This is a genomic window from Citrobacter sp. wls716 (assembly GCF_005280975.1).
In the GTDB taxonomy this organism is placed as follows: Bacteria; Pseudomonadota; Gammaproteobacteria; order Enterobacterales; family Enterobacteriaceae; genus Citrobacter; species Citrobacter youngae.
Map to the genome: position 1 here is coordinate 56,970 of NZ_SZWX01000055.1, position 18,525 is coordinate 75,494.

Genomic DNA, 18,525 nt, shown 5'->3' on the forward strand with positions numbered 1-18,525 from the left:
ACTCTGCAAGGCCAACAAGGTATAATTATGGTCAGCACTAATACTCAGTCGTCAGGCGAATACTTGTTGGAAATGAGCGGCATCAACAAGTCCTTTCCCGGCGTTAAGGCTCTTGATAATGTCAATTTAAAAGTCCGCCCACATTCTATTCATGCTCTGATGGGCGAGAATGGCGCTGGAAAGTCAACATTATTAAAATGTCTTTTTGGGATCTATCAAAAAGATTCCGGTAGTATTTTATTTCAGGGTAAAGAAATCGATTTTCATTCTGCTAAAGAAGCGCTTGAGAATGGTATTTCAATGGTACATCAGGAATTAAACCTGGTATTACAACGTTCTGTAATGGATAACATGTGGCTGGGGCGCTATCCCACCAAAGGTATGTTTGTCGATCAGGAAAAAATGTACCGCGATACCAAAGCGATATTTGATGAACTGGATATTGATATCGATCCGCGTGCGCGCGTCGGCACATTATCCGTTTCACAAATGCAGATGATTGAAATTGCGAAGGCGTTCTCCTATGACGCCAAAATCGTCATCATGGATGAACCAACGTCATCGTTAACCGAGAAAGAAGTTAACCATCTGTTTACCATCATCCGTAAGCTGAAAGAGCGTGGATGCGGTATTGTTTATATTTCTCACAAAATGGAAGAAATATTTCAACTGTGTGATGAAATTACCGTACTGCGTGATGGTCAATGGATTGCGACCCAGCCGCTGGAAGGGCTGGATATGGATAAGATCATCGCTATGATGGTCGGACGCTCACTGAACCAACGTTTCCCGGATAAAGAGAACAAGCCGGGAGAAGTGATTCTGGAAGTGCGTAACCTGACTTCTCTGCGTCAGCCGTCGATTCGTGATATCTCTTTTGATCTCCATAAAGGGGAAATTCTCGGCATTGCCGGCCTGGTTGGCGCGAAACGCACCGATATTGTTGAAACGTTGTTTGGCATTCGTGAGAAATCATCGGGCACGATTACGCTCCACGGCAAAAAAATCAATAACCACAGCGCGAATGAAGCGATTAACCATGGTTTTGCGCTGGTCACCGAAGAGCGTCGCTCAACCGGTATTTATGCCTATCTGGACATTGGTTTTAACTCGTTAATCTCCAATATCCAGAACTATAAAAATAAAGTCGGCCTGCTGGATAATTCCCGCATGAAGAGCGATACCCAGTGGGTAATTGACTCGATGAGGGTAAAAACGCCAGGGCATCGTACGCAAATAGGTTCGCTTTCTGGTGGTAATCAGCAAAAGGTGGTCATTGGCCGTTGGTTGTTAACGCAGCCTGAAATCCTGATGCTGGATGAACCTACACGCGGTATCGATGTCGGCGCGAAATTTGAGATTTATCAGTTGATTGCTGAACTGGCGAAAAAAGGAAAGGGGATCATTATTATTTCCTCTGAAATGCCGGAGTTGTTAGGTATTACCGATCGTATTCTGGTGATGAGCAATGGCCTCGTCGCTGGAATTGTTGAAACCAAAACCACAACGCAAAACGAAATCCTCCGTCTTGCGTCTTTGCACCTTTAAGATTAGGGGCTCCTCATGAGTGCGTTAAATAAGAAAAGTTTTCTTACTTATCTGAAAGAAGGCGGAATTTACGTTGTTCTTTTGGTTTTGCTGGCGATTATTATTTTCCAGGATCCCACTTTCTTAAGTTTACTGAACCTGAGTAATATTCTGACGCAATCCTCGGTGCGTATTATTATCGCATTGGGCGTAGCCGGGCTGATTGTTACCCAGGGGACCGACCTGTCTGCAGGGCGTCAGGTCGGGCTGGCGGCGGTTGTGGCGGCAACCCTGCTGCAGTCGATGGAGAACGCCAACAAGGTGTTCCCGGAAATGGCGACGATGCCAATCATCGTGGTGGTGCTGATTGTCTGCGTGATTGGCGCCATTATCGGTCTGGTGAACGGTATCATCATTGCTTATCTGAACGTGACGCCGTTTATTACCACCCTGGGTACGATGATTATTGTTTACGGGATCAACTCCCTGTACTACGACTTCGTCGGCGCATCGCCAATTTCTGGCTTTGACAGCGGATTCTCAACCTTTGCACAGGGCTTTATTGCGCTGGGCAGTTTCCGACTCTCCTACATCACCTTCTACGCGCTGATTGCCGTGGCCTTTGTGTGGGTGCTGTGGAACAAGACCCGCTTCGGTAAAAACATTTTCGCCATCGGCGGTAACCCTGAAGCGGCGAAAGTGTCCGGGGTAAACGTCGCGCTGAACCTGCTGATCATCTATGCGTTGTCTGGCGTGTTCTATGCTTTTGGTGGTTTGCTCGAAGCTGGGCGTATTGGCTCGGCGACCAACAACCTCGGCTTTATGTATGAGCTGGATGCGATTGCCGCGTGCGTGGTTGGCGGCGTGTCGTTTAGCGGCGGGGTAGGAACCGTGTTTGGCGTGGTGACCGGTGTGATTATCTTCACCGTCATCAACTACGGTCTGACCTACATCGGCGTAAACCCTTACTGGCAGTATATTATCAAGGGCGGCATTATCATCTTCGCGGTCGCGCTGGATTCACTGAAATACGCGCGTAAGAAGTAATCGTACAATGTAAAAAGCCCGGTGCAGCGCAATCTGCACCGGGCTTTTTTATCTGCGTTACAACGTCAACGCATGCGCATTCTCGCCGGGTTTAAATTTCACCTCGCCCAGATCAATACAGGCTACCGGGCAAACGTGACCGCACAATAAGCATCCCACACATTTTTCCGTATTGCAGTGCGGTGTACGGGTTTCCTCATTCCATTCCATCGCCTGATGCCCACCGTCGTAACATGAGATGTAGCAGCGCCCACAGCCAACGCATTTATCCAGATGGATGTTCGGATAAACGATGTAGCTACGGTCAAGCTCCTCGGCGGGGATGATATTACTATTAGCAAGACCAACCATCTCCTCCAGTGAGTCAAACCCTTGATCGGCGAGGTAATGTGACAGTCCGCTGATCATGTCCTCCACAATCCGATAGCCATACTGCATGATCCCGGTGGTCACCTGCAGCGTGGCCGCGCCTAACAGTAAAAACTCGGCGGCATCTTCCCAGGTCTCAATTCCCCCGATGCCGCTAATCGGGAAATCGCGCAGTTCGGGATGCGTGCGCAACTGTTGGATAAATCGCAGGGCGATAGGCTTGACGGCCTTGCCGGAGTAGCCGGAAATACTGGATTTACCGTTGACGACCGGCATCCCGATTTTCCTGTTCAGGTCGATATTAGTGATGGATTTAACCGTATTGATGGTCGCGATACCGTCCGCACCTCCGCGTTTTGCCGCCAGCGCCACTTCACACATATCACCAATATTCGGCGTCATTTTAGCCAGCATTGGCAGAGACGAGCCGCGTTTCACTGCCCGACAATATTTTTCAACCAGCTCAGGGCTTTGTCCTACATCGCTGCCCATAGCATGCGAGGTCATTTGCGGGCACGAGAAGTTACACTCGATCATGTCGGCACCTGCCTCTTCAACCAGGCGGGCCAGTTCCTGCCACTGTTCTTCGTTTTCACCCATGATCGACGCAATCAGGACCTTATCCGGGTAGTCTTGTTTCAGTCGCCGAATAGCGGCCAGATTCTCCTCCAGCGGATGCTCGGCAATTTGCTCCATGTTTTTGAAGCCAATAAAGCCGGTATCTTCTTTGGTCAGATGGTCAAAGCGCGGGGAGACTTCATTGGCAATAAAGAACCCGATCGTTTTAAAAACAATGCCGCCCCAGCCGCTATCATAGGCTTTGGCGCACATCTCATAGCAGTTGCCTACCGGAGAAGAAGAGAGGCAGAACGGGTTGGGAAATTTGACGCCGCAAAAGGTAATAGAAAGATCTTTCGTTAACATGAGCAAGCTCCCTCTAAATAGTGATGAATGGCCTGAGCGGCTTCTTTTCCGGTTTTCACGGCGTATACAACGGTTTTATCGCCTTTAACAATATCGCCCGCGGCAAACATAACCGGATCGGCGGTTTGGTAATTGTGCGTATCGATAAGATTGCGCTGTGGCTTTAACGCGGCAAAATCATCAAGCTGCGCATGTTGACCGACGGCAAGAATAATATGTTCGGCTTCAAACGAGAGTTCTCCTGGCAGGCGTACGTGCTTAAAGGTTACGCGATTTCCACTAACCGCCACAGGCGTGAAACCGTCAATAATTGATACCCCTAATGCCTGGGTGCTGTTGAACTCTTTGTCGCTGGCAGGGAATTCGGCTAGTTCTTCACGCGCGACACAGGTGACGGACGGGCAGCCCAGCAGTTTCAGTGTACTGGCGACATCCATCGCCACATCGCCGCCGCCGATGATCAATGCACTTTTTGCGACGGTAATATCGCCGCTGGCTTGTCGGGCGCGCTGCAGGAAATCGACGGCAATTTCAACGTGATTCGCTCTCTCAAACAGAGGTAACGTTGAACCATAAGACATCCCTACGGTAACCAGTACAGCGCGATATTCAGCTTTGAGTTGCTCAATGGAAAGGGCATGGCCAACTTCGCAATTGCACGTGATGGTCACTCCCATTTCAATGATACGGGCAATTTCATGATCCAAAACCGAATGCGGCAAACGAAACTCTGGGATGCCATAGCGCAACCAGCCGCCTGGCTGAGCCTGTTTTTCGAAGATGGTTACGTCATAACCAAGATTGCTCAGCGTTACGCTGGCCTGTAATCCTGCCGGACCTGCACCGATAATGGCGACCTTACCCAGCGTTTTTGTTGCCGGCTGATAGATTTTCATCGCGGTTTGCTGTTCAAAATCGGTAATAAAGCGCTGCAGACGCGCGATATCGATAGGTTTATCAATTCCTGAACGCGTACACCCGCGCTGGCATAATTTTTCGGTTGGGCAAACTCGAGCGCACACCGCACCGAGCGCATTATTTTCGCGGATAGTTTCAGCCGCGCCTTTAAAATTGCGGAAATAAATGGAACGAATAAATTTCCCTGGGTCGGTTTGCGCCGGGCAATCCTGGCTACAAGGGGCATCGTGACATAATAAACAGCGGGAAGCCTCTTTTATGGCTAATAAAGGGGTAAAAGCAGGCGTGAGCTCATCCAGATAATTTTGTTGTGGCATATTTTCTTCCTTAATGCTTGAGTAAATTAAGGCAAACCGTTAATAACAAAATATAAAAAGTGAAAGGCTATTCTTAAGGCTAAGCACTGCAGGAAGAGTATTCTGTGAAAGGATTCACAAATAGAAGATAGTTTGAGGGAAATGCTGGCGGGCAGCATTAATCCCTTATATTGAAATGGTAACCATTATCATAATATTAGCTATTCTCAAGTGCTAATATAACGGTAATCTCTTTAGCGATAAAAGACTAAATAAATAACCATACCGAAAGATAAACATCCGCATCCGGCATAAACTAATACATAAGACCAGAACTGTAATGGGGCTTCATTCCGGTAGGCATAAACCGGCTCACGCGCATTCTTCTTAATTTTATCTACCGCGCCAGTACGCCAGCCTTTCCAGGCTTCACGGAAACAAAAGAGGGGAATGAGCAGAAAGGCCAATACGACGAAGAGAGTTTGTACATCCATGCTTATTTTCCTTGTTTCTTTTGTAATTCGAGTAATTGTTCTGCAGTGACTGCCGGATATCCCTGAGCATCGTCAGGTACCTGATGCATGGTCGGGATGGGCACCAGCGGACCTAAAAAACGTGGCTCGCGTTTAAAAAGGTAGAGATCGGCCAGCGCACCAAAGCGAGCACCGAATTCGCGCACCCGCACGGTAAGCATATCTTTTGGCGAAGGTACCGCATAACACTGGGCCTGAATCCCCATATGTAGCGCAATAAACAACGCTCGCTCACAGTGGAATCGCTGGGTAATGATGATGAAATCGTTGGTATCGAATACTTTGCGGGTGCGTACAATCGAATCAAGCGTACGGAAGCCTGCGTAATCAAGCACGATGTCAGCGGGATCGACGCCCGCGGCAATCAAGTCTTTACGCATCGTCATCGGTTCGTTATAGCTTTGCTGCGCGTTGTCGCCGCTAAGTAGCAGATAGTTTACTTTGCCGCTGTTATACGCATTTAATGCGCCCTGAATTCGGTAGCGATAATACTGATTGATGACGCCGGTACGGTAGTATTTTGCCGTGCCGAGGACAACGCCAACCTGACGGTAGGGGAGATCCTGTAATTCGTCATAGATGTAGGGGGCCGTCTTCCAGCTCATCCATCTGTCGAGTCCAAGCACAGTCAACAGCAGCAAGCCTACCAGGACTAACAGGCTGTAAAACACGCGCTTTAACATGCAGAAAACTCGTTATTTGGATGGAATTTCAATCAGGCTACTGTACCCAACGGCGGAGCGCAAGAAACAGCAGTCTGATTGAGGGGATTTTAGGCATTCTGCGTATTGCCGGATGGCGGTGTAAACACCTTATCCAGCCTACGAACTGGCGTTATTGAAACCATTAACCGAGTAGTACGCGCTCGATATTGTCGCAGCCCAGCGCATTCAGAGTGGCAGATGTCGCGTCCCACTGGATAAGCGCCGCATCCGCTTTTTCTGCCAGCACCGCACGTTGAATGTCCGGATAGTCGTAACCGTTCAGACTCAGCAGGTTTAATGCACCCTGCAACGGTGGCAGCGTTGGGTTGAAGGCGGCGTTTTCAGCATAACTGCCGCTGAAAATTTGACCATCCTTACACTCCAGCGCCACGCCGCTCGGGGATTTGCTGTACGGCATGTGGCATCTGTTGGCGGCGGCAATCGCCGCCTGGGTCAGCGCATCGCCTTGCAGCGCGAAGCCGTGATCCTGGTCATCCATCAACAGCGTTTTGATGTCGAGATCTTTTGGCCCAAAAGCGTCCGGCAGATAGTCGCGTAGTGCGTGTGGTTCACGCCCAGGCAGGTGAATACGTAAATCCAGTCCGCTGTTCAGCTCATTCATAAACTGACGGCAGTGCCCGCAAGGGGTGTAGTTGACGGTAATCGCAGCGAGTCCTTTTTCGCCACGTAACCAGGCATGGCTGATGGCGCTCTGCTCGGCGTGAACGGTTTGCTGCATTGTGGCACCAAGAAACTCCATATTCCCACCGAAATACCAGGTTCCGCTGATACCTCGTGAGATTGCGCCAACGTTGAAGTTGGACAGCGGAGTACGCGCGCAGGCCGCAGCTAAAGGCAGCAGAGCGAATGCCAGCGCGTCTTCGTCCAGTCCCGATTCGCGTTTCAGCAAAGAAACCTGCTCAGCCGTCAGCATGGCGGGGAAATGTACATCCGCCAGAACAGGGGCCAGGGCTGATTGCAAGTTATCCGCGAGTTGGGCAAAAGCAGTTTGAAAACGTGGATGCATGGCGTTGCCTCATAACAATGTAATGGAACCGTAGTTTACGGGCCTGATAGGGCTTTATATGTGATCCAAATCTCATTGTTTATGCAACTAATGAAACTTAAATGAAAAATGTGCAACGCATCGCAAATAAACAGCTTAAAAATGCAGATTAGCCAACCACTGCCAGGATAACCGGGAACAGGAATGGGGCAACCAATGAGGTAATAATCCCGCAAATCACCAGCGCCAGTGAGCTAAACGCGCCTTCCTGGTAGTCCAGTTCTGCACAACGAGCTGTGCCCAGGGCGTGCGAAGCGGTGCCCATGGCCAGCCCACGAGCGGCCTTGGTGCGAATACGCATCGCATTAAGCAGGGTATGGCCAAATACGGCGCCGAGGATACCGACAAAAATAACGCATACGGCGCTGATAGCTGGAATGCCGCCAATACTGCCACCCACAGCCATAGCGATAGGCGTGGTTACCGATTTAGGCATAATAGACGCGGCAATTTGCGGTGATGCGCCCATCAACAAAGCGATTGTTGTACCTGTTACCATCGCCACAACGCTCCCGGCAAAACAGATTGCGATAATGGATTTCCAGCGGGCACGGATTTGGTGCAGCTGCTCATATAACGGATAGGCTAGCGCGACGACAGCAGGTTGCAGTAAATCGTTCAGCACCTCGCTGCCTTTGAAGTAGTGATCGTAGGGGATACCGGTCAGCATCAGAAAGGGAATAATCACCACCATGGCGACCAGCAACGGGTTCAATAGCGGCATTTTAAATCGCGCTGCCAGCTTACGTGCAGCAAAAAATACCGCCAGGGTGAGGGGTAACGACCACCAGATATACGACATCATTGTTTAGACCCTTTTTGGCCAACGATTTTGCGTTCGCCGTGAACAATGTGCGAGCTCCAGCTCACTACCAGGAATACGACCAGTGTACTGATGGTGCAGGACACCACGACCGGACCAAATTGTGCGCGTAGCAAGTCAAAGTACTGCATGATCCCCACGCCAATCGGGACAAACAGCAGGGCCATGTAACGAATCAGTACGTAGCACCCTGGGTTTACCCATTTTGCTGGTAAGATCTGTAATGCCAGTAATACAAACAGAATCAGCATGCCGATAATGCTGCCTGGAATCGTTATAGGCAGCAGTGATGCAAGAAAAATACCTGCGTAGAGGCAGGCATAAATGAGGACGAATGCGCGTAAATATTGCCAGATAATGTTCAGTGACTTGCTCATAATTGAAACCCTTGACGAGACTGATTCATCATACAATTAAACTTTAAAACGTGCTACCGATCACATCATGAATTCTAAGCATAGTGGAAATAGATATCAGGAACATCAGGCAATACCCCCAATCAGCATAACCAAATCTGTGCCCGGCGCTGAGACGCTTTAATCTCCTGCATAGAGACGTTACCATAGCGCCTCTCTTTTTTGCGGGTAACAATATGCGTGTTTTACTGGCGCCGATGGAAGGCGTGCTCGACTCACTGGTGCGCGAGCTGCTGACTGAAGTAAATGATTATGATCTCTGTATCACCGAATTTGTTCGCGTGGTAGATCAACTACTGCCGGTAAAAGTCTTTCACCGCATTTGCCCTGAACTTCTTAACGCCAGCCGCACGACATCCGGTACGCCGGTGCGTATACAACTGCTGGGGCAGTATCCGCAGTGGCTGGCAGAAAATGCAGCCCGCGCGGTTGAGCTGGGTTCGTATGGCGTCGATCTAAATTGTGGATGCCCGTCGAAACTGGTGAATGGCAGCGGCGGCGGCGCAACGTTACTGAAGGACCCTGAGCTGATTTACCGTGGCGCTAAGGCCATGCGTGATGCGGTTCCGGCCCATTTACCGGTGACGGTAAAAGTGCGTCTGGGCTGGGACAGCAGTGACAGGCAATTCGAAATTGCTGATGCCGTCCAGCAGGCCGGTGCCAGCGAGTTGGTGGTACACGGTCGAACCAAAGAACAGGGCTATAAGGCCGAGTACATTAACTGGCAGGCCATTGGCGAGATTCGCCAGCGTCTCAATATCCCGGTTATCGCGAATGGTGAGATCTGGGACTGGCAAAGCGCACAGGACTGTATGGCCATCAGCGGATGCGATGCCGTCATGATCGGGCGCGGTGCGCTTAATATCCCGAATTTGAGTCGCGTGGTGAAATATAATGAACCGCGTATGCCATGGCCTGAAGTCGTGACGTTACTGCAAAAATATACCCGACTGGAAAAACAAGGTGATACCGGGCTGTATCATGTGGCGCGTATCAAACAGTGGCTGGGCTATCTTCGTAAAGAATATGTTGAAGCGACAGAACTGTTTCAGGAAATTCGGGCTTTGAATAATTCACCGGATATTGCACGCGCGATTCAGGCCATCACAAGTGTTGCCTGATTTATTGCCGGATGGCGGCAATTTGTTCAACCGATGGACCCCATTCATCCAAACCTGGTTTTATCTTTAATCCACCCCTGGCTGAGCGGCGCGGTATAAATAGGATGTTCAGCGGAGAAAACCAGCATTCCGCACGGTATTAATGATTGGTAAATGGTTTGCAATAATCGTTCTATATCGTGCAAATAATGCAGTGCCAGTGAGCTAAATCAAGAATATTTTTTCCCTGTAGGCGAGGGAACATGGCTTGTATTGTTGGCCACTCTGGTGCGCCGTCGAGTCCCTTTACTGAACGATCCAGCGTGGCATATCCGGCAAAGAATGTCGGGTCATCATAGATATTTTGTGACATTACGCCTCCATTTATAATTTATTGGAATTATTTTGACAGAACCATTTACCATGTATATGTTTCTTTACTATGTGATTTTATTTCAAAAGATGTATTGCCACGCGTAACTAAAAAAGAGAATGCGATAAGTCGTACTCTCTGTGCATCTTTTCTTACCTGTATATTCCCATGAATCGTAACTCTGTTCTTGTTGCAACGGCATGTTTGCCGCTGCTTATTTTGATGGTCGGTTGTGCACCTATGCATGACAATCGTCAATCGCTGTCACAGCAGACGCCCGCTGTGAACGTTGACTCCGCGTTGCCCGCGGCATTAAAAAATGGTTGGCCGGACAGCCAATGGTGGAAGGCGTATCACGATCCACAGCTGAATGCGTTGATTGACAGCACCCTTAAGAATTCTCCAGACATGCAGGTAGCAGAACAGCGCATTCAACTGGCAGAAGCGCAGGCTAAAGCGGTTAAGGCGCAGGATGGTCCAGAAGTTGATTTTTCCGCAGACGTTGAACGTCAAAGAATGTCGGCAGAAGGTTTAATGGGACCATTTGCCATTACCGATCCTGCTGCAGGCACGACCGGGCCGTGGTACACCAATGGAACCTTTGGTTTAACCGCAGGCTGGAACCTGGATCTGTGGGGTAAAAACCGGGCTGAAGTGGCGGCGCGTATTGGCGAGGTGAAAGCGCGTGAGGCTGAACGTGAGCAAACTCGCCAGCTACTGGCGAGCGGCGTATCGCGTTTGTACTGGGAGTGGCAGACACAGGCGGCGCTTAAAACCGTGCTGACGCAGATTAAAACCGAGCAACAGAACGTCATCACCGTCGATCGTCAACTGTATCAAAACGGGATTACCTCTTCTGTCGAAGGTGTTGAAACGGATATCGATTCCAGTAAAACGGAGCAGCAGCTGAACGATGTCAGCGGCAAAATGAAGGTGATAGAGGCGCGGCTGAGCGCACTGACCAACTCGCAATCTTCCGTCATGAAGCTTAAAGCAACGACGCTACCGGCGGTAGAAAGCCAGCTACCGTCACAGCTTGGTTATTCGCTGCTGGCCCGCCGCCCTGATTTACAGGCCGCGCATTGGTACATCGAGTCATCGCTGAGCAGCATTGATGCGGCAAAAGCGGCATTCTATCCGGACGTTAACCTGATGGCGTTTTTACAGCAGGATGCGCTGCATCTGAGCGATTTGTTCCGCCATTCCGCACAGCAGATGGGCGTGACGGCTGGACTGACGCTGCCTATTTTTGATAGCGGCAGACTGAATGCGAATCTCGATATCACGAAAGCGCAGAGTAACCTGACGGTGGCAAATTACAACAAGGCAGTGGTCGATGCGGTGAATGACGTGGCGCGTGCGGCATCACAGGTAGAAACGCTGGCGCAGAAGAACCAGCATCAGCAGCAAATTGAACATGACGCTCAGCGCGTCGTGGGGCTTGCGCAGGCACGATATAGCGCCGGTATCATTGCAGGTTCCCGGGTTAGCGAGGCCAAAATTCCGGCATTACGCGAACAGCTTAATGGTCTGGTTTTACAGGGACAGTGGCTGGATGCTTCTATACAGCTGACCAGCGCACTGGGCGGCGGTTACCGCGCCTCCTGATAGTCTGACCCGGCAGAAGCCTCTGTCGGGTCAATTTGCGTGTTCTTTGCGTTTACTTCGCCGTTTCATCCACCAGCGGGCAGCCACTACAACGCCGATAACCAGAACCAACCACACCCCATGTTTAATATGCTGGTCGAGGCTATGCAACCATGGGGCAATCACTTCACCGCCCACATAGCCGAGCGTGGTAAACAGCAATGCCCAGACAAACGCCCCCAGGATATTCAGTGGGATGAAAATCTTCGGTGGCAGGTGGCTGGCCCCAATCAGCAACGGGCCAATGACGCGAAAACCGTACATAAAGCGCGTGCCGACCACAAACAGGTAGGGACGCCGTTGGATCATCTTCTGCGCGTAGTGGATTTTTGCCCGATGACGCGAGAAACGACGTAAGATTTTGCCGCCAAAACGACGCCCAAGTAAGAAGAGTAACTGATCGCCAATCATCCCACCCAACGCGACGGAGAGTACCACCAGCGGAAATTTAAGAATTCCCTGATGCGCAGCAACACCGCCTAGCAAGGTAATGGTTTCGCCTTCGGCAAGGCTGCCAATAATCAGCGCCGCATAGCCGTATTGCTCAACATAATGCGTTATATCCATACGTTGTATGACCTCCACGTTCCATAGCATACACCCAGTGAATAGTTCATGCCGGAAAAGCAGCAACTCAGCGTATCGGTATTTTTCATGTGTACATAAAATAATCAAAAGCTGAATTATACTTGAAGTGTTGAGGTCCGGAGCTGACAAGAAGGGGGCGGTATGAACCATGTCTGGGGGCTGTTTTCCCATCCCGATCGTGAAATGCACGTGATCAACAGCGAAAACGAAAGTGTTTCGCATCACTATACCCACCATGTATTGCTGATGGCGGCAATCCCGGTGATTTGTGCGTTTATTGGCACCACGCAAATTGGCTGGAATTTTGGCGACGGCAATATACTGAAGTTATCCCTGTTTACCGGATTTGCGATGGCAATTCTGTTTTACGGCGTGATGCTGGCGGGTGTGGCCATCATGGGCAGAGTTATCTGGTGGATGGCGCGTAATTACTCGCGACGCCCGTCGCTGGCGCATTGTATGGTCTTTGCCGGATATGTTGCCACGCCGCTGTTTTTAAGCGGGCTGGTGGCGCTGTATCCGCTGGTCTGGCTGTGTGCGCTCGTGGGAACCATCGCGCTGTTTTACACCGGCTATTTACTCTATCTCGGTATTCCAACGTTCCTGAATATCACTAAAGAAGAAGGGCTGAGCTTTTCCAGTTCAACGCTGGCGATTGGCGTGCTGGTGCTGGAGGTTCTGCTGGCGATTACGGTGATCCTGTGGGGTTACGGGTACCGATTGTTCTAGGCGTACAACCTGTCTGTGCTGCGTTGTTGGCGTAAAAGTCAGCAACGCAGCATTTCGAGATGATTCTTCTGTAGCGGCAAACCTGCCGGATCGCTATGATGCCAGAGCTAGCCTGAGATAATCCTTATTTCAGGCGGTGTGCGTTGTGACGTGCGTGAACCATTATCAGAAACCTCATCATGCTGAAATTCCGAGTTTCATTATTAAGTCTTGCCCTGGTGCTGGCTGTTCCTTTTGCACCCCAAGCCGTAGCGAAAACGGCGACTACTGCAGCGGCATCTCAACCTGAGATTGCTTCTGGTAGTGCGATGATTGTTGATCTGAATACCAACAAAGTTATCTATTCGAACCACCCGGACCTCGTGCGTCCGATTGCGTCGATTACCAAATTAATGACGGCGATGGTGGTGCTTGATGCACGACTGCCGCTGGATGAAAAACTGAAAGTTGACATCAGTCAGACGCCGGAAATGAAAGGCATCTACTCTCGTGTGCGTCTGAACAGTGAGATCAGTCGTAAGAATATGCTGCTACTGGCGCTGATGTCCTCAGAAAACCGCGCAGCGGCAAGCCTGGCGCACCACTATCCGGGCGGTTATAACGCATTTATCAAGGCGATGAATGCGAAGGCGAAGTCGTTGGGAATGACCCAGACGCGCTTTGTGGAACCGACCGGGTTATCGATTCATAACGTCTCGACGGCGCGTGATTTAACTAAACTGCTGATTGCCAGCAAGCAGTATCCGCTGATTGGTCAGTTGAGTACGACGCGTGAAGACATGGCGACCTTTGCTAATCCGGCTTATACGTTGCCGTTCCGTAACACCAACCATCTGGTGTACCGTGATAACTGGAACATTCAGCTCACCAAAACTGGGTTTACTAATGCCGCTGGTCACTGCCTGGTGATGCGTACGGTTATTAATAACAAGCCGGTAGCGCTGGTGGTCATGGATGCCTTTGGCAAATATACCCACTTTGCTGATGCCAGTCGTTTACGCACCTGGATCGAAACCGGCAAGGTGATGCCTGTTCCGGCCGCGGCGCTGAGCTATAAAAAGCAAAAAGCCGCACAGATGGCGGCAGCGGGTTCAGCGACAGGTGAGCAAACCGCGCAAAACGATTAAACCGTAGGCCGGGCAAGCGAAGCGCCCCCGGCAACGTGCCCGATGGCGCTTACGCTTATCGGGCCTACGATTCTTTCCAGTACTTCTGCTTACTGGTTTTGCCAATACCCGGATTCATACTGTTGGTCGGGTCGTTTTCGCGATAAAAACGCGTCAATGTTTCAGGTGCTTTATACAGATGCCCCACGTTATGTTCTGCAGGATATTGTGCCCCGCGCTCACGCAGTAACACTAGCATTTGCTCTTTCAGTTCGTGAGCATCCACACCTTTCTTCACGATGTAATCCTGATGGAAGACATAGCACATAAAGTGGCCGTAATAGAGTTTGTGCACCAGTTTGCTGTCTATTTCCGGCGGCAGGTGCTCATACCATTCGGTATCGTTACGACGCAGCGCAATATCCAGCGCCAGAATATCTTCCACTTCATCCGCATGGACGGCCTGATATCGAATGGCCGCGCCCGCCGCTGCGAAGCGGTGCAAAAATGCCTTGCTACCTTCTTCCGGCGTACAGGCAAAGAAATCACCTTCGGCAGTTTTGAAAAACTCAGTCAGCCAGCTTTGTGCTTCAGCTACACCGCCACCGGCCATTTTTAACAGCAGGTGATGTTCGTATTTATCACGCCAGCTTTTCATCCGTGCCGGTAAATGGCTGGGGAATAAATGGCCAAACTTCTGCATCGCCCGGTCGGTAAAGTGCGGGCGGAAAATTTTCACTTTTTCCAGCATCGCATCGGTGCGGCCTTTCAGCGTAAAGAAAAACGGCATTTTGTCAGTGCCGAGTTTGTCGATCATCAGAAACGTATCTTTGCCATAGGTTTCGGCGATGTCATAGATATCGCGGTGCATATATTCACCCGCGACCGGCAGATGTTCAAATTTGGCCAGAATATGACGACGGATTTCTGTCAGCACTTCTGGCTGGTTGGTACCGATATAAAATACCTGCTGGTTTTTCTCAGCCTCAAAGGTATCCAGGCGCACGGCGAACACCGCAAGCTTTCCGGCGCAACCAGAAGATTCAAACAAACGCTCAGGGTCTGCGTTATAGCGTGCCGGCGTATCGGCCTCAATATCTCTGACGCGGGTGATGTAATCGTGATCGTGTGCATGACGCCCATCGTGCTGGACATCATCATCTTTGATCCGCTCGTCATCAAGTTTGCTCAGGATCTGCTCCGGAGTCTGACCCAGCTCGATACCCAGATGGTTGACCAGCTGCAATTTACCTTGTTCGTCAATGCGTGCAAACAGCGACATCTCGGTATATGCCGGACCACGTTGCACCAGCGATCCGCCGGAGTTGTTGCAAATGCCGCCAATTACCGAAGCGCCAATACAGGAAGAGCCGATCACAGAATGTGGCTCACGGCCAAAAGGTTTGAGCGCCTTTTCCAGCGAATAAAGTGTCGTACCGGGATAAGCCAGCACCTGTTCACCGTTGCCGATGACGTGCAGCTTATCGAGGCGCAGAGTGCTGATGATAACGATGTCGCGATCGTAATCATTGCCGCTAGGCGTAGAGCCTTCGGTCAGACCGGTATTGGCGGCTTGCATCAGGATTATTTTGTCAGCCGAGACGCAGGCGTTGAGGACACGCCACAGCTCTAATAGCGAGCCAGGGAATACGACGGCGAGCGCATCGCCCTGGCCCGAGCGGAAGCCTTTACGATAACGGGCAGTTTTGGCCGGTTCGGTGAGCAGGTGTGAATGGCCGACCAGTCGGGTCAATTCAGTCAGAAACGCTTTATTATCAATTGTTGTAATGGAAGACATTCTCCACTCCTTGTGGTGGGACTCAATATCAGGAACAAGCATAGCGCTATGTATGACAATACGCTTTCTCATTCGCATTGTCTCTGTGTTGTATCCCACTGATTCATGCTGGTTTTGAAAATTCAGAGAATATCCTTAGCTTTCTTCCCCACTCCCGTTTAGGCTTACGGCAAGCTGCGGTTTTTGTTATATTTTCGCTGCCTCGTCGGGTAGAAATTAAGAGAGAATCAACATGAAATGGCTATGTTCTGTAGGTGTCGCTGTGGGCCTGGCGTTGCAACCAGCGCTGGCGGACACCTTGTTTGGTAACCATCCACTGACGCCTGAAGCGCGGGATGCGTTTGTGACCGATTTACTCAAACAGATGACCGTGGATGAGAAAATCGGGCAATTGCGGTTGATAAGCGTCGGACCTGATAACCCGAAAGAAGCCATCCGCGAGATGATCAAAGATGGACAGGTTGGGGCGATTTTTAACACCGTCACGCGCCAGGATATCCGCAAAATGCAGGATCAGGTGATGGAACTCAGCCGCCTGAAAATTCCTCTCTTTTTTGCCTACGACGTATTGCACGGCCAACGTACTGTGTTCCCGATAAGTCTCGGCCTGGCGTCCTCTTTTAATCTCGATGCGGTCAGAACCGTTGGCCGTATTTCTGCGTATGAAGCCGCAGACGATGGTCTGAATATGACCTGGGCGCCGATGGTCGATGTCTCTCGCGATCCGCGTTGGGGCCGTGCATCCGAAGGTTTTGGTGAAGATACGTATTTGACCGCCATCATGGGCAAAACCATGGTGGAAGCGATGCAGGGGAAAAGCCCGGCGGACAGGTATTCAGTGATGACCAGCGTCAAGCACTTCGCTGCTTATGGCGCCGTTGAGGGCGGAAAAGAGTACAACACTGTGGATATGAGTCCGCAGCGTTTATTCAACGACTATATGCCGCCATACAAGGCCGGACTGGATGCCGGTAGCGGTGCGGTGATGGTGGGGCTTAATTCATTGAATGGGACGCCCGCCACCTCTGATGCCTGGCTGCTAAAAGACGTGCTGCGTGATGAATGGGGCTTTAAGGGTATTACCGTTTCCGATCACGGCGCGATTAAGGAACTGATTAAGCACGGTACCGCCTCCGATCCTGAAGATGCGGTGCGTGTGGCGATCAAGTCCGGCATCAATATGAGTATGAGCGATGAGTATTACAGTAAGTATCTGCCGGGGCTGATTAAGTCGGGCAAGGTTACGATGGCGGAACTCGATGATGCCGCGCGTCATGTACTGAATGTAAAATATGATATGGGGCTGTTTAATGACCCGTACAGTCATCTGGGGGCCAAAGAATCTGACCCACAGGACACCAACGCGGAAAGCCGTTTGCATCGCAAAGAGGCGCGTGACGTGGCGCGTGAAAGTCTGGTATTGCTGAAAAACCGTCTGGAAACGTTGCCGCTGAAAAAATCCGCCACCGTGGCAGTCGTCGGTCCGTTGGCCGACAGCAAGCGTGATGTGATGGGCAGTTGGTCCGCTGCCGGTGTTGCCGATCAGTCGGTAACGGTACTGACTGGGATTAAAAATGCCGTCGGTGATAAGGGCAAAGTGCTGTACGCCAAAGGGGCGAATATCACCAACGACAAAGGCATTGTCGATTTCCTCAATCTGTATGAAGAGGCGGTGAAGGTTGACCCGCGCTCGCCGCAGGCGATGATCGATGAAGCCGTGAACGCAGCGAAGCAGTCTGACGTGGTGGTTGCGGTAGTCGGCGAAGCGCAGGGTATGGCGCATGAAGCTTCCAGCCGCACCGATATCACTATTCCACAGAGTCAGCGTGACCTGATTGCCGCGCTGAAAGCAACCGGTAAACCACTGGTGCTGGTGCTGATGAACGGTCGTCCGCTGGCGTTGGTTAAAGAAGATCAACAGGCTGATGCGATCCTCGAAACCTGGTTTGCCGGGACGGAAGGCGGTAACGCCATCGCCGATGTGCTGTTTGGTAATTACAACCCGTCAGGTAAACTGCCGATGTCTTTCCCGCGCTCTGTCGGACATATCCCGGTCTATTACAGCCATCTCAATACCGGTCGCCCGTATAATGCGGACAAGCCGAACAAGTACACGTCGCGCTACTTTGATGAAGCGAATGGTCCGTTGTATCCCTTTGGCTATGGTCTGAGCTACACCACGTTCACGGTTTCTGATGTGAAGCTCTCCTCCCCAACGATGAAGCGTGACGGGACCGTGACGGCCAGCGTGCAGGTGACCAACACCGGCAAGCGCGAAGGTGCAACGGTTATTCAGATGTATTTGCAGGATGTGACCGCTTCAATGAGTCGTCCGGTCAAACAGCTGAAAGGTTTTGAGAAAGTGAACCTCAAGCCAGGTGAAACCCAGACCGTCAGCTTCCCGATAGACATTGAAGCGCTGAAGTTCTGGAATCAGCGTATGCAATACGATGCCGAACCGGGCAAGTTTAACGTCTTTATCGGCGTGGATTCTGCCAGAGTGAAGCAGGGCGAATTTGAGCTGCTGTAATTGATTAGCGAATAAAGGCCGGGTTTCCGGC

General features: G+C 50.8%; 16 protein-coding genes and 1 pseudogene. 7 read left to right on the forward strand and 10 right to left on the reverse strand.

The genetic code is table 11. The features are described 5' to 3' along the window. Positions 1 to 27: 27 nt before the first annotated feature. Together mglA and mglC are read left to right on the forward strand one after the other, a co-directional pair. Complete coding sequence (gene mglA, locus FDX24_RS21200) at positions 28 to 1,548, forward strand: galactose/methyl galactoside ABC transporter ATP-binding protein MglA (protein WP_048211171.1); 1,521 nt, start codon at positions 28 to 30, stop codon at positions 1,546 to 1,548. Positions 1,549 to 1,563: 15 nt separating this feature from the next. Further along, the gene (mglC, locus tag FDX24_RS21205; protein ID WP_003027393.1) at positions 1,564 to 2,574 is read left to right on the forward strand and encodes a galactose/methyl galactoside ABC transporter permease MglC; all 1,011 of its coding nucleotides are present in this window, start codon (positions 1,564 to 1,566) and stop codon (positions 2,572 to 2,574) included. Positions 2,575 to 2,631: 57 nt separating this feature from the next. Here mglC and preA read toward each other — a convergent pair whose 3' ends face one another. From preA to FDX24_RS21240, 7 genes are all read right to left on the reverse strand, one after another. Continuing rightward, positions 2,632 to 3,867, reverse strand: a complete 1,236-nt coding sequence (gene preA / locus FDX24_RS21210; protein ID WP_048211172.1) for an NAD-dependent dihydropyrimidine dehydrogenase subunit PreA — start codon at positions 3,865 to 3,867, stop codon at positions 2,632 to 2,634. Next, on the reverse strand, positions 3,861 to 5,102 hold the full coding sequence (locus tag FDX24_RS21215) for an NAD(P)-dependent oxidoreductase (RefSeq protein ID WP_115643168.1): 1,242 nt from the start codon (positions 5,100 to 5,102) through the stop codon (positions 3,861 to 3,863). Before FDX24_RS21215 ends, preA begins: the two co-directional genes overlap by 7 nt. A gap of 233 nt (positions 5,103 to 5,335) precedes the next feature. Further along, complete coding sequence (locus tag FDX24_RS21220) at positions 5,336 to 5,575, reverse strand: DUF2542 family protein (RefSeq protein WP_048211174.1); 240 nt, start codon at positions 5,573 to 5,575, stop codon at positions 5,336 to 5,338. Between the two features lie 2 nt (positions 5,576 to 5,577). Continuing rightward, positions 5,578 to 6,297: an outer membrane permeability protein SanA gene (sanA, locus tag FDX24_RS21225; protein WP_048211175.1), complete on the reverse strand. Its 720-nt coding sequence runs from the start codon at positions 6,295 to 6,297 to the stop codon at positions 5,578 to 5,580. Between the two features lie 163 nt (positions 6,298 to 6,460). Beyond that, positions 6,461 to 7,345, reverse strand: coding sequence for a cytidine deaminase (gene cdd, locus FDX24_RS21230; RefSeq protein ID WP_116360472.1), 885 nt, complete (start codon positions 7,343 to 7,345; stop codon positions 6,461 to 6,463). A gap of 148 nt (positions 7,346 to 7,493) precedes the next feature. Then, positions 7,494 to 8,189: a CidB/LrgB family autolysis modulator gene (locus tag FDX24_RS21235; RefSeq protein WP_048211176.1), complete on the reverse strand. Its 696-nt coding sequence runs from the start codon at positions 8,187 to 8,189 to the stop codon at positions 7,494 to 7,496. Then, on the reverse strand, positions 8,186 to 8,584 hold the full coding sequence (locus FDX24_RS21240; RefSeq protein WP_005129194.1) for a CidA/LrgA family protein: 399 nt from the start codon (positions 8,582 to 8,584) through the stop codon (positions 8,186 to 8,188). Before FDX24_RS21240 ends, FDX24_RS21235 begins: the two co-directional genes overlap by 4 nt. A 215-nt stretch (positions 8,585 to 8,799) precedes the next feature. Here FDX24_RS21240 and dusC point away from each other — a divergent pair, with 215 nt between their 5' ends. Continuing rightward, complete coding sequence (gene dusC, locus FDX24_RS21245; RefSeq protein WP_048211177.1) at positions 8,800 to 9,744, forward strand: tRNA dihydrouridine(16) synthase DusC; 945 nt, start codon at positions 8,800 to 8,802, stop codon at positions 9,742 to 9,744. A 59-nt stretch (positions 9,745 to 9,803) separates the two neighbouring features. Here the strand turns inward: dusC and FDX24_RS21250 are convergent. Continuing rightward, a pseudogene (locus FDX24_RS21250) lies at positions 9,804 to 10,096 on the reverse strand (SAM-dependent methyltransferase); the annotation flags it as partial. 168 nt (positions 10,097 to 10,264) lie between these two features. On the opposite strand from FDX24_RS21250, the gene mdtQ reads away from it, so the two are divergent. Further along, positions 10,265 to 11,704 carry a multidrug resistance outer membrane protein MdtQ gene (gene mdtQ / locus FDX24_RS21255; RefSeq protein WP_048211178.1) on the forward strand — a complete coding sequence of 480 codons (1,440 nt, stop codon included), beginning with the start codon at positions 10,265 to 10,267 and terminating at the stop codon, positions 11,702 to 11,704. A 30-nt stretch (positions 11,705 to 11,734) separates the two neighbouring features. On the opposite strand, the gene FDX24_RS21260 is transcribed toward mdtQ, so the two are convergent. Then, positions 11,735 to 12,310: a DedA family protein gene (locus FDX24_RS21260; protein WP_048211179.1), complete on the reverse strand. Its 576-nt coding sequence runs from the start codon at positions 12,308 to 12,310 to the stop codon at positions 11,735 to 11,737. A 162-nt stretch (positions 12,311 to 12,472) separates the two neighbouring features. Between FDX24_RS21260 and FDX24_RS21265 the strand changes: the two genes are divergently transcribed. Both FDX24_RS21265 and pbpG read left to right on the forward strand, forming a co-directional pair. Further along, complete coding sequence (locus tag FDX24_RS21265) at positions 12,473 to 13,060, forward strand: Yip1 family protein (protein WP_005129189.1); 588 nt, start codon at positions 12,473 to 12,475, stop codon at positions 13,058 to 13,060. Positions 13,061 to 13,239: 179 nt separating this feature from the next. Beyond that, positions 13,240 to 14,187, forward strand: coding sequence for a D-alanyl-D-alanine endopeptidase (gene pbpG, locus FDX24_RS21270; RefSeq protein WP_048211180.1), 948 nt, complete (start codon positions 13,240 to 13,242; stop codon positions 14,185 to 14,187). A 64-nt stretch (positions 14,188 to 14,251) separates the two neighbouring features. Here the strand turns inward: pbpG and dld are convergent, their stop codons facing one another. Continuing rightward, positions 14,252 to 15,964: a D-lactate dehydrogenase gene (gene dld, locus FDX24_RS21275; RefSeq protein ID WP_061068158.1), complete on the reverse strand. Its 1,713-nt coding sequence runs from the start codon at positions 15,962 to 15,964 to the stop codon at positions 14,252 to 14,254. Positions 15,965 to 16,196: 232 nt separating this feature from the next. Here dld and bglX point away from each other — a divergent pair, with 232 nt between their 5' ends. Continuing rightward, entirely contained in the window at positions 16,197 to 18,494 is a 2,298-nt protein-coding gene (gene bglX, locus FDX24_RS21280) for a beta-glucosidase BglX (protein ID WP_137364884.1), read from the forward strand. Positions 18,495 to 18,525: the final 31 nt, after the last annotated feature.

Excerpts from the sequence above, each read along its gene's own strand:
- mglA (WP_048211171.1), top strand. The coding sequence starts at position 28 with ATGGTCAGCACTAATACTCAGTCGTCAGGCGAATACTTGTTGGAAATG.
- mglC (WP_003027393.1), top strand. The coding sequence starts at position 1,564 with ATGAGTGCGTTAAATAAGAAAAGTTTTCTTACTTATCTGAAAGAAGGC.
- preA (WP_048211172.1), bottom strand. The coding sequence starts at position 3,867 with ATGTTAACGAAAGATCTTTCTATTACCTTTTGCGGCGTCAAATTTCCC.
- FDX24_RS21215 (WP_115643168.1), bottom strand. The coding sequence starts at position 5,102 with ATGCCACAACAAAATTATCTGGATGAGCTCACGCCTGCTTTTACCCCT.
- FDX24_RS21220 (WP_048211174.1), bottom strand. The coding sequence starts at position 5,575 with ATGGATGTACAAACTCTCTTCGTCGTATTGGCCTTTCTGCTCATTCCC.
- sanA (WP_048211175.1), bottom strand. The coding sequence starts at position 6,297 with ATGTTAAAGCGCGTGTTTTACAGCCTGTTAGTCCTGGTAGGCTTGCTG.
- cdd (WP_116360472.1), bottom strand. The coding sequence starts at position 7,345 with ATGCATCCACGTTTTCAAACTGCTTTTGCCCAACTCGCGGATAACTTG.
- FDX24_RS21235 (WP_048211176.1), bottom strand. The coding sequence starts at position 8,189 with ATGATGTCGTATATCTGGTGGTCGTTACCCCTCACCCTGGCGGTATTT.
- FDX24_RS21240 (WP_005129194.1), bottom strand. The coding sequence starts at position 8,584 with ATGAGCAAGTCACTGAACATTATCTGGCAATATTTACGCGCATTCGTC.
- dusC (WP_048211177.1), top strand. The coding sequence starts at position 8,800 with ATGCGTGTTTTACTGGCGCCGATGGAAGGCGTGCTCGACTCACTGGTG.
- mdtQ (WP_048211178.1), top strand. The coding sequence starts at position 10,265 with ATGAATCGTAACTCTGTTCTTGTTGCAACGGCATGTTTGCCGCTGCTT.
- FDX24_RS21260 (WP_048211179.1), bottom strand. The coding sequence starts at position 12,310 with ATGGATATAACGCATTATGTTGAGCAATACGGCTATGCGGCGCTGATT.
- FDX24_RS21265 (WP_005129189.1), top strand. The coding sequence starts at position 12,473 with ATGAACCATGTCTGGGGGCTGTTTTCCCATCCCGATCGTGAAATGCAC.
- pbpG (WP_048211180.1), top strand. The coding sequence starts at position 13,240 with ATGCTGAAATTCCGAGTTTCATTATTAAGTCTTGCCCTGGTGCTGGCT.
- dld (WP_061068158.1), bottom strand. The coding sequence starts at position 15,964 with ATGTCTTCCATTACAACAATTGATAATAAAGCGTTTCTGACTGAATTG.
- bglX (WP_137364884.1), top strand. The coding sequence starts at position 16,197 with ATGAAATGGCTATGTTCTGTAGGTGTCGCTGTGGGCCTGGCGTTGCAA.